An 11853-nucleotide genomic window follows, 5' to 3' on the forward strand; every position below is an offset into this window, starting at 1 on the left:
AGCATAAAGCATTAATCTATATGTATGCGATATAGGGACTGCGTTATACAAAAATCTTATCAGCAGTCCTATCTATCTTAGTTACCTATTCTTGTGTTACTTTTTCCCTGTCTTTGATTCGTTCTTCCATACGTTTACGATCTCGCTCTAGAACAGGTTTCAAATAATTACCTGTATAAGAATCAGCTTGTTCTGCTATTTTTTCTGGTGTTCCGGTCGCAATAATCTGTCCACCACCGTCGCCACCTTCTGGACCTAAATCAATAATATTATCAGCAGTTTTAATGATATCTAAATTATGTTCAATGATAAGTACCGTATCGCCATTTTCTACTAAACGCTGCAATACATCAAGTAAACGAGAAATATCATCAACATGTAATCCTGTTGTCGGTTCATCTAAAATATAAAATGTTTTTCCGGTCGATCTGCGGTGCAGTTCACTAGCTAATTTTACACGCTGCGCTTCCCCTCCAGATAATGTTGTCGCTGGTTGACCAAGACGAATATAACCAAGTCCGACATCAAAAATAGTCTGAAGCTTCCGTTTGATTTTAGGAATTTTTTCAAAAAACGCTAACGATTCTTCAATCGTCATATTTAATACATCAGCGATATTTTTCCCTTTATATTTCACTTCTAATGTTTCACGGTTATATCGTTTGCCGTGGCATACTTCGCATGGTACATAAACATCAGGTAAGAAATGCATCTCAATCTTTATGATGCCATCACCTCGACAAGCCTCGCAACGCCCACCTTTAACATTAAAGCTGAATCTGCCTTTTTTATAGCCACGCACTTTTGCTTCATTTGTTTGGGCAAATACGTCACGTATATCATCAAACGCACCAGTATATGTTGCAGGATTCGATCTTGGTGTTCTCCCGATTGGTGACTGGTCAATATCAATTACTTTTTCTAAGTGTTCTGTTCCCTTAATTTGTTTATGCTTACCAGGTTTTTGCTTACTTCGTTGCAGCTTCATGGCTAGTCCTTTATGAAGAATTTCATTAATAAGTGTACTCTTTCCAGAACCAGAAACACCGGTAACCGCATTAAGAATTCCGAGTGGTATCTTTACATTTACTTTTTTAAGATTATTTTCTTCCGCACCAATTACTTCAATAAACCGCTTATCATGCTTTCGTCGTTTTGATGGAACGGGAATGAACTTTTCACCTGATAAATATTGCCCTGTTAACGACTCACTATTTTTCATCACGATATCAGGCGGGCCACTAGCAACCACCTCACCACCATGTTCACCAGGACCGGGGCCAATATCAATCAGCCAGTCAGCAGCTAACATCGTATCCTCATCATGTTCGACGACGATTAGTGTATTACCTAAATCACGCATGCGCTGTAAAGTACCAATTAATCGATCATTGTCGCGTTGGTGCAGACCGATTGATGGTTCATCAAGTACATATAATACACCAGTAAGCGCCGAACCAATTTGGGTAGCTAAACGAATTCGTTGTGCTTCTCCCCCAGACAGTGTCCCAGCAGCTCGTGATAATGTTAAGTAATCTAATCCTACGTTATTTAAGAACATCAAACGATCGTTAATTTCTTTTAAGATCATGTTAGCAATTGTTTCTTCTTTTTCGGATAACATCAACGAGTTGAAAAAATTGCTTATTTCCTTCACAGACATCTCAGTTACTTTTCCAACATGGAATCCATTAATTAATACTGAGGTTGCCTCTTCCTTCAATCGATAACTTTTACACTTAGGACATGGTCTTTGTCCCATGTATTTTCCCATTTGTTCACGGATAAAGTCAGAGCTTGTCTCTTTATAACGACGTGTAATGTTTGCAAGTACGCCTTCAAAAAGTATATCGCTTTCTCGTAGCATACCGAAATCATTTTCATAACGGAAAAAGATTTTCTCTTTTCCGCTCCCATATAAGATTTTGTCCAGTTGACTTTTGTCCAAATTCTTAATTGGCACTTCCCTATCAATACCATAGTGATTGCAAACACTTTCTAACAGTTTAGGATAATACTGAGAACTGGTAGGCTCCCACGCAACAATGGCACCTTCTTTAATTGATAAGTTCCAATCAGGAATGACTAAATCTAAATCCACTTCCAATTTTGTTCCTAACCCATCACATCGTCCACATGCACCAAAAGGACTGTTAAAGGAAAACAGTCTAGGCTCTAGTTCGCCAACTGAAAAACCACAAATTGGGCAAGCATGATGTTCATTGAAAAGAAGCTCTTCCTCACCAATTACATCGACAATTACCTTTCCTTCACCTAGCCTTAATGCCGTTTCGATTGAATCGGTTAATCGTGCTGAAATACCATCCTTTACTACGATCCGATCGACTACTACTTCAATTGAATGCTTCTTCGTTTTTTCTAACTGTATTTCTTCGGTGACTTCACGCATTTCTCCATCAACGCGAATTCGAACATACCCCTCACGCTTGAGATTTTCCAACACTTTTACATGCTCGCCTTTTCGACCGGAGATAACCGGAGCAAGAATCTGTAATTTTGTTCGTTCTGGGTAGTTGAAAATACGGTCAACCATTTGCTGTATGGTTTGCGACGTGATTTCAACTCCATGCTTCGGGCACGTTGGGTGGCCAATTCTTGCATAAAGCAACCGCAAATAGTCATAAATTTCAGTAACTGTACCTACCGTAGATCTGGGGTTTTTACTTGTTGTCTTCTGGTCAATCGCAATAGCGGGTGATAGTCCCTCAATTGCATCGACATCTGGCTTATCCATTTGCCCTAAAAACTGCCTAGCATATGCAGATAAGGACTCGACATAACGGCGCTGTCCTTCGGCGTATATCGTATCAAACGCTAAGGAAGATTTTCCAGATCCTGATAAACCGGTTATCACAACTAGCTTATCTTTTGGTATTTCTACATCAATATTTTTTAAGTTATGGGCTCTTGCCCCTTTAATAGTTATAGCCTTTGAAGCCACTTTAGGATCATCCTTCCGCTTTTAGTTCCAATACTAGATCACGAAGTTCAGCAGCTTTCTCAAAGTTCAACTCGCGAGCTGCCTTTTTCATTTCTTGTTCCATTTTCTCAATCATCTTATCTTTTTCCTTTTTACTTAGTTCTGAAACCTTAGGCATGTCTGGCCTTGATTCTTCTGTGTCTTCAGCTTCCATTGTAGCCCGAATGACATCTCGTACTTCCTTCTTAATTGTCGTCGGGGTTACCCCGTGCTCTACGTTGTATTTATGTTGTTTCTTTCGACGTCTCGATGTTTCATCAATTGCTTTTTGCATCGAATCAGTAATCTTATTTGCGTACATAATAACTTGACCATTCTCATTTCTAGCAGCACGACCCATTGTTTGAATTAACGAGCGCTCAGAACGTAGGAATCCTTCTTTGTCTGCATCTAAAATGGTGACAAGTGAAACCTCTGGTATATCAAGGCCTTCTCTTAGTAGGTTTATCCCTACGATTACATCATACTTACCAACTCGCAGGTCGCGAATAACCTCAATCCGCTCTAGCGTCTTAATTTCTGAATGTAAGTATGCAACCTTTATCCCAATTTCCTTAAGATAATCGGTTAAGTCTTCAGACATTCTTTTCGTCAGTGTAGTAACTAATACGCGCTCATTTCTCTCTGAGCGTTTATTTATCTCTGCTATTAAATCATCTATTTGGCCTTCAATTGGTCGGATATCAATTTCAGGATCTAGCAAACCAGTTGGACGAATAATTTGCTCCGTCATTTTTGGTGTATGCTCTAATTCATAAGGACCTGGTGTCGCTGAAACAAACACCATCTGATTTGCCTTTTTTTCAAATTCAGGAAAAGTTAATGGACGATTATCCATTGCTGATGGCAACCGAAATCCATGCTCAACTAGTACACTCTTTCTTGCCTGGTCTCCGTTATACATACCTCTTACTTGCGGCAATGTAGCGTGTGATTCATCAACAACTAGTAAAAAATCATCCGGAAAATAATCAATCAATGTATAGGGTGTTGAACCTGGCTCGCGCAGGGTTAGATGCCTAGAATAGTTTTCAATTCCTGAGCAGAATCCCATTTCTTCCATCATTTCTAAATCATAATTCGTCCGTTGCTCAATCCGCTGCGCTTCTAATAGCTTGTTTTGATCGTTAAATTCCTTTAAACGATCCTGCAATTCTTTTTGAATATTTTTAATCGCTACCTTTAATTTCTCTTCTCTGGTTACGAAGTGAGAAGCTGGGAAAATCGCAATATGTTCCCGGTCGCCGATAATTTCTCCAGTGAGTGCATCTACTTCTCGAATTCGATCGATCTCGTCACCGAAAAATTCAACACGTAAACAATGCTCTTCTCTTGAAGCTGGAATAATTTCTACAGAATCTCCACGCACTCGAAATGTTCCACGCTGGAAATCAATATCATTTCTAGCGTATTGAATATCGACCAAATTACGCAATAATTCATCTCGATCCTTTTCCATCCCTACTCGAATAGAAAGCACCATATTCTTATATTCTTCCGGCGAACCAAGACCATATATACACGATACACTGGCAACAATCAGTACATCACTTCGTTCAAATAACGCTGACGTTGCAGAGTGTCTAAGTTTATCTATTTCATCGTTGATACTGGCATCTTTTTCAATAAAAGTATCCGTCGATGGTTTATAGGCCTCTGGTTGATAATAATCGTAATAGCTCACAAAATATTCAACAGCGTTATTTGGGAAAAATTCTTTAAACTCACTATATAGCTGTCCTGCTAATGTCTTGTTATGAGCAATAACTAAAGTAGGTTTGTTTATTTCCTTAATAACATTGGACATCGTAAAGGTTTTCCCGGTCCCAGTTGCGCCAAGTAGTGTTTGATGCCTTTTACCTTGTTTCAAGCCATCAACTAATTCTGCAATTGCTTTAGGTTGATCTCCTTCTGGTTGATAGTTTGACACTAGTTCGAATTTATTTTCCACAGTGATTCAAAGACCTCCGTTCCGGTTAATTTCACGTAGTTTACCACATTATACTTTATATATAAATTAAATGCGAACAAATATTCGTTTTCTTGGATTATGATAACTTTATCCTACACCATATCATGACAAGGATGCTAGTTTGTAGAAATTTGATTGACTCAGATTTCCATTGTCTTAAATCATTACCCATTGTGATTTATTTAGTAATTACTTATAATTATAATTGAGTCTATTTCATAATTACAATATCAAGCCATATTCTAATAACAAATAGTGGAAAGAGTTTAATTTTGTATCCTGATAGTGGTAAATAGGTATTATGAAATTGATTATTGAAAACAAAATAGTAATTAACTATCATGTTTGGGAAGTAGGGTTTTAATGAGAAAAATGATATACATAATCGCTTTTGCTTTGATTCTAACCGGATGTGGTCAAACAACTGATGATTCAACAAATAGTCAGGATGACGTAGCTTTAGCGGCGATAGAGGTCGATTTACAAGCGCCTGAAACTGCTGAATTAGGTGAGCAGGTTGTTTTCAAGGCGACTGTTACTCATGACGGAGAAGCAGTTGAAGACGCAGATGAAGTTGCTTTTGAGATATGGCAAGAAGGAAAAAAGGAAAGCAGTGATACACTCGAATCAGAAAATGAAGGTTTAGGTGTTTATTCAGTGTCAATAATACTCGACCAAGAAACTGTGTATCATATTCAATCCCATGTAACCGCTCGGGGAATGCACACAATGCCGCAGGCCGAAACAATCGTGGGAAATCCAGACTCGGATACACCAGAAGAAGAAGATAATGAAGAAAGTGCTGACGGACATCACCATCACGATGACGAGATAACCGTGAATCTAGATACCGATGGACAATTGACTAAAGACACAGAACAAAAGCTGACTGTACAGATAAATAATGGTGATAAACCATTGTCTGATGCCTATGTATCATTGGAAATCAAGCTAGAGGGAGAAACAGATGCCACTTGGTTAGACCTAGAAGAAAAAGAAGTGGGCGTTTACTCTGGTTTAACAACCTTTGAAGAAAAAGGGAAATATACAGTTTCCATACATGTACGTAATGACCAGATCCACGACCACCATGACGTACCCGTAACTGTTAACTAGATTCGCTGTTACACTTAAACGCACACGAATAAAAGCGCCTTTTCACGTTGAAAAGGCGCTTTTATATTTATTTACTTAGCATAGCTTTGGTCATATTTATTTACTTCAAACAAATCAATCAGTTCAATCTTAGGATGTTTATCCTGAAACCATCTCAAGGCGAAATCGTTTTTGAACAGGACAAGAAAATCTCCTTCTCTATCCTTGACCAACATGTTCCGTTCATCAAATAAAGAAGTATCCACTTGTTCCGCTTTTAACCAACGCGGGATTCGCTCACCGATTGATTCCAACATAACTTCAACATTGTATTCATGCTTCATTCGATATTCAAATACCTCGTATTGCAGTTGGCCAACTGCTCCAATAATATAAGATTCCATCGGGTGTCCTTTAAATAATTGGATTGCTCCTTCTTGAACTAATTGCTCAATTCCTTTTTTATATTGCTTTGATTTCATTACGTTTTTTGCTGTAACTCTTTTGAATAATTCTGGTGGGAATTGTGGCAATTCATCATATTCAAAAGCGTTCTTTCCTTCAATAAGGGTATCACCAATTCGGTATGCGTTCGGATCGTAAATACCAATTATATCCCCAGCAAATGCTTCTTCAACAATACCACCAGCAGAAGCTACAAATTGTTGTGTCTGCGAAAGCTTGATTGGTTTGTCTGTCCGCGCCAGTTTAACTGTCATACCTCGTTCGAACTTGCCTGAACATACACGAAGGAATGCTACACGATCACGGTGTGCGGGATTCATATTTGCTTGAATCTTAAATACAAATCCTGAAAATTCATCATTGTCAGGGCTGACTAAGCCTTCTGTCGTTCTTCTTGGTGTCGGGCTTGGTGCCATTGAAATAAATGTATCAAAAAATGATTGTACTCCAAATGGTGCTAGTGCACTTCCGAAAAATACTGGCGTCTGGTCACCACTCAGTATTGAGTCAAGCGAGTACTGGTCTCCCGCTTGATCAAGTAATTCAAGTTCGTCACTTGTTTCCTGGTAAGTAGCATTATTGACTAGTTCCTGATGCTCAGGACTGTCTAACTCGTTATAAGGTATATAGGACTCTTCTTCATTACCGTTATATTTAACAAACTGCTTGTTGTGGCGGTCAAAGATTCCTAAAAACCTTTTTCCCATTCCTACTGGCCAGTTCATTGGATACGTTTCAATGTCCAACACTTCTTCTATTTGCTCTAATAGTTCAAACGGCTCTCTTCCTTCACGGTCCATCTTATTAATGAATGTGAAAATAGGTATGCCACGCATTTTACATACTTTAAATAACTTAATTGTTTGTGCTTCGATTCCCTTTGTTGCATCTATTATCATCACAACACTATCGACTGCTGTTAACGTACGGTACGTATCCTCACTAAAATCCTCGTGTCCTGGAGTATCCAAAATATTAACTTTGTAGTCCAGATAAGGGAAATTCATTACACTTGAGGTTACTGAAATTCCACGCTGTTTCTCTATTTCCATCCAGTCAGATGTCGCAAACTTTCCAGATTTTTTTGCTTTTACCGTACCAGCAGATCGGATTTGATTTCCGAATAACAACAGTTTTTCAGTTAACGTTGTTTTACCGGCATCAGGGTGAGATATAATAGCAAACGTCTTCCGTTTATTTACTTCTTCATTTAAGTTCATAAAAAAATCCCTTCCATTTCAATCAATTTCATAATTACCTTATGCAGTAATTGTCGTCCACACATAGTTTGGGAATGTTCTATCCCAATTGCAAAAAATCAGTAGTATGAAATTGACTAATTTATATAAAATTCTAATCGTAAATACTAATATCCTTCAAGTTAATAATGAAAGTGGAAGAACAACTTGTGTTCAGGACCAAGGGATTCTTATTACATCGGAATAATTCTCCTTTGTTTGATTAATTTTACGTCGAAAACCATTATTAGCGTACTTTAAGCTCCGATTATCGACTGCAAATTTTATAAATTATTTAACGTGTAAAAATAGATCTTCGATAGTAAAAGATAGCATGAGAATGGCGTTAAAGTCAACTTTTGCTACTATTAAACCCGAGATTAAATAGTTGGTCAACTACTCGAATTAAATCGAAATAAATGAATTGTTTTGAGGTCTCTCGTTCAAAAATTAATTACAGAACGCTAAGCAAATACGCCCTCTATCAACGTTTTTTTGTTATAATGATAGGATGGTATTTAAATCAACCCGAGGATGGGATAACGATGAGAACCTTTTTCTTAGATAAACAAGACATCGTTCGTATTACAGGCGAACGCTTTTATAAAAGAGGATACGATTACTTCAAAAAGGGCCGCGTCCATGGACTTACCTATAATCCGTCAATCAATTCTTGGCGCGGGGTTGTACGTGGTACAGAAACTTACAATGTACGGATTTTCTTTTTTGATAGTGACGAACTTGAAGGCAGCTGCGATTGTCCAGCATATGCAGCTCACTTTACATGTAAACATATTGCAGCTGTTCTACTGGCAATTGGCCAGGACTCTTGGAACAAGTTGGGTGATAAAAAACTACAGGATGTTTCTTTTTCGAATCCAGTTTCTGTTCCAAATGATTCTTTTTCGACTAGAATTATTGATGCATTTACAAAAGATCAACACCACCAATCTCGTAAGTACCAGTTATTAGCTGTTGAATATATTGTTGGCAGCAGAATTAACCCACACAATTCCAAGTCATTTTTAGAAATTGAACTAAAAATTGGCACGAAAAAATCGTACGTAGTTAAAAATATTCGAGAGTTTCTCATCCATGTCAAGAAGGAGAAATCACACAAAATTAACCCTTCATTTTTATATGAACCAGACATTCATTTGTTTCATGAAGAAGACATGAAAATAATCTCAAATTTGATCATGGCTTATGAAAATGAGTCCTTATTTGAAAGCTCTTTTTCTAACCCACTTCATGATAAGCGAACAATTATTATCCCTCCTGGATTTGCTGATGAGTTATTAGAGTTAATTAGTAACAGGACAAACTTTTACAAGAACAAAAGTGGTGAAACAGTTCCAGGGATATCTGTGATTGACAGCAATGAAGATTTCCAGTTCCATTTAGATAAAGATGATGAGCAAACGTTCAATATCGATGTTTCTGTACTCTCCAACTATACGTATTTTAAAAGCTACGGCTATCTTTTTAAACAAGGTGTATTTCATCGAATTAGCCCGAAGCAGCAATCAGTAATGGATCAGTTATATGGTCTACTGCCTTATCGTACTGGCCAAGCTCATCCAATATCTAAAGATAAAATTGAATCTTTTATTACTAATGTTATTCCTAAGTTAGAAGAAATTGGGACTGTGAACTATTCTAAAAGCACGCAAGAAACGATAAGAATTGAAGCCATTCAACCAAAAATTTTCTTGGATGAGAATAATGGAACATTGACAGCGAAACTAGAATTTCATTACGGAGATGCAGTCATCTATCCTTATCAAACGGAGCAGCCTGAAAACGTGGTAATAAAACGCGATATTTTAAAAGAGAAGGAGCTATTAAGAGATCTCGATAGCTTTGGCTTCTTTCATATCAATAAACAATTTCAACTGTTTAAAAATGCTTCAATCTATTCCTTCCTGCATGAGGGGATAACCCTACTAAGCGAAAAAGCACAACTATTTATGTCATCCAAGATGAAAGCAATGATTATTGAAAAACAACCAACGCTTACTTCAACTATAGATTTGGACAACAAGCGAGGTATTCTTGATATCCAGTTCGACATCGAAGGAATTTCTATGCATGATGTCCAGAACGTCCTATATGCAATGGTTGAGAAAAAACGTTATTACCGAATTCCAGACGGCCCACTACTTGAGTTAGAGGGCGAGGATTTTGACTCGTTTCGCGACCTAACTGAACAACTGCAATTAAATAAAAAACAGTTGGAACAAGGTCAGTTACATGTTCCGGCTGCCCGAAGCTTTCAAGTAGAAGAAGTACTTAGTCCATCCTACTTTCAATACAGTGATGCATTTAACGACTTACTTGCACAGTTAAAAAATCCTAGTAAGCTAAATTTCACTGTACCAGAATCAATTGAGGCAGAACTAAGAGATTATCAATATACTGGTTTTCAGTGGCTCAAAACGCTCTCCCATTACCATCTTGGTGGAATACTAGCTGATGATATGGGGCTAGGAAAAACGATACAAACAATCTGTTATTTAGTTTCAGAGAAAGAAATGAATCCAGGTACATTTTCAAGTCTTGTCGTTGCACCTGCTTCCCTTTTATACAATTGGAAAAAGGAATTCGAGAAATTCGCTCCTAGTATCAACGTTGAAATTATTATTGGGAACAAGAAACAGCGCAAAGAAATCGTTGAGTCCACTCAGCAGGCAGATGTCTATATTACTTCCTACCCATTATTACGTAAGGATATCGATTTGTACCAACAGACTCATTTTGATGTATTAATTTTGGACGAAGCTCAAGCAATCAAAAACCACTTAACACTGACTGCTAAAGCTGTTCGTTCACTACAAACAAGTAGACGATTCGCACTAAGTGGAACACCAATTGAAAATTCGTTAGACGAACTGTGGTCGCTATTCCACACAATATCGCCTGGTTTATTTGGAAATAAAAAGTCATTTTTAGCATTTGAACATCAGTACATTGCTAAAATAACTCGACCCTTTATTATGAGACGCATTAAAAAAGATGTGTTACATGAACTACCAGACAAAATTGAATCTGTTCACTATTCCGATCTTACCAAAAATCAAAAAGAAGTCTATCTAGCATATGTAGAGAAAATGCAAGAGCAAATTACCGAAACGATTAATGAAAAGGGCTTCGAAAAAGGCAAACTTGAAATATTAGCTGGATTAACTAGATTGAGACAAATCTGTTGTCATCCATTACTTTTTTTAGAAAACTACACAGGTAAATCAGGTAAGCTCGAGCAGCTTAAAGAACTAGTTAATGAATTACAAACTAATGGAAAACGCGCACTTATTTTCTCGCAATTTTCAAGCATGCTCTCGATGATTAACGAAACACTTCAAAATGAAAATATTGAAACCTTTTATTTAGACGGATCTACCCCATCAGAAAAGCGAATGGAAATGTCTGAGCAGTTTAATGACGGAGAAAAATCGGTTTTCCTTATCTCCTTAAAAGCCGGCGGAACTGGTTTAAATTTAACTGGTGCTGATACAGTCATCCTATATGACTTATGGTGGAATCCAGCAGTTGAAGAACAAGCGGCAGGCAGAGCACACCGAATTGGACAGAAGAACGTTGTCCAGGTGATTCGACTAATTACAGAAGGTACAATTGAAGAAAAAATCTTTGAAATGCAGCAGAAGAAACGTGAATTGGTCGATCAGGTCATTCAACCAGGAGAGACAATGCTATCAAAGCTATCTGAGAAAGAAATTCGTGAACTACTGGAAATGAAAACTTAGCACAGAACGCAAACCGTATTAAGACCTTGACTGCAACCAGTCATGGTCTTGTTTTTTTAAGGCTGTTTTCTAAAAGAACTTAGTGAGAATAAATCCGGGGTGAGTGCGCATTCCGGGACGCTGAGTGAGAATAAATCCGGGATGAGTGCGCATTCCGGGACGCTGAGTGAGAATATATCCGGGGGGAGTGCGCATTCCGGGACGTTGAGTGAGAATAAATCCAGGGTGAGCGCGCATTCTGGGACGCTGAGTGAGAATAAATCCAGGGTGAGTGCGCATTCCGGGACGCTGAGTGAGAATAAATCCAGGGTGAGTGCG

At 38.0% G+C, this 11853-nt stretch carries 5 protein-coding genes; 2 read left to right on the forward strand and 3 right to left on the reverse strand.

All coding sequences use genetic code 11. From position 1 onward, the window contains the following. Window positions 1–85 precede the first annotated feature (85 nt). Complete coding sequence (gene uvrA, locus LD272_RS07760; RefSeq protein ID WP_226036033.1) at window positions 86–2962, reverse strand: excinuclease ABC subunit UvrA; 2877 nt, start codon at window positions 2960–2962, stop codon at window positions 86–88. Window positions 2963–2969: 7 nt separating this feature from the next. Next, complete coding sequence (gene uvrB / locus LD272_RS07765) at window positions 2970–4952, reverse strand: excinuclease ABC subunit UvrB (RefSeq protein WP_226036034.1); 1983 nt, start codon at window positions 4950–4952, stop codon at window positions 2970–2972. Between the two features lie 384 nt (window positions 4953–5336). Here uvrB and LD272_RS07770 point away from each other — a divergent pair, with 384 nt between their 5' ends. Beyond that, window positions 5337–6089 carry a FixH family protein gene (locus LD272_RS07770; RefSeq protein WP_226036035.1) on the forward strand — a complete coding sequence of 251 codons (753 nt, stop codon included), beginning with the start codon at window positions 5337–5339 and terminating at the stop codon, window positions 6087–6089. Between the two features lie 71 nt (window positions 6090–6160). Here the strand turns inward: LD272_RS07770 and LD272_RS07775 are convergent, their stop codons facing one another. Beyond that, window positions 6161–7753 carry a peptide chain release factor 3 gene (locus LD272_RS07775; RefSeq protein WP_226036036.1) on the reverse strand — a complete coding sequence of 531 codons (1593 nt, stop codon included), beginning with the start codon at window positions 7751–7753 and terminating at the stop codon, window positions 6161–6163. Window positions 7754–8316: 563 nt separating this feature from the next. Between LD272_RS07775 and LD272_RS07780 the strand changes: the two genes are divergently transcribed. Continuing rightward, the gene (locus LD272_RS07780) at window positions 8317–11535 is read left to right on the forward strand and encodes a DEAD/DEAH box helicase (RefSeq protein ID WP_226036037.1); all 3219 of its coding nucleotides are present in this window, start codon (window positions 8317–8319) and stop codon (window positions 11533–11535) included. Window positions 11536–11853: the final 318 nt, after the last annotated feature.

The organism is Aquibacillus saliphilus, assembly GCF_020404745.1.
In the GTDB taxonomy this organism is placed as follows: Bacteria; Bacillota; Bacilli; order Bacillales; family Amphibacillaceae; genus Aquibacillus; species Aquibacillus saliphilus.

Coding starts and splice junctions, on each gene's coding strand:
- LD272_RS07780 (WP_226036037.1), top strand. CDS start 8,317: ATGAGAACCTTTTTCTTAGATAAACAAGACATCGTTCGTATTACAGGC.
- LD272_RS07775 (WP_226036036.1), bottom strand. CDS start 7,753: ATGAACTTAAATGAAGAAGTAAATAAACGGAAGACGTTTGCTATTATA.
- LD272_RS07770 (WP_226036035.1), top strand. CDS start 5,337: ATGAGAAAAATGATATACATAATCGCTTTTGCTTTGATTCTAACCGGA.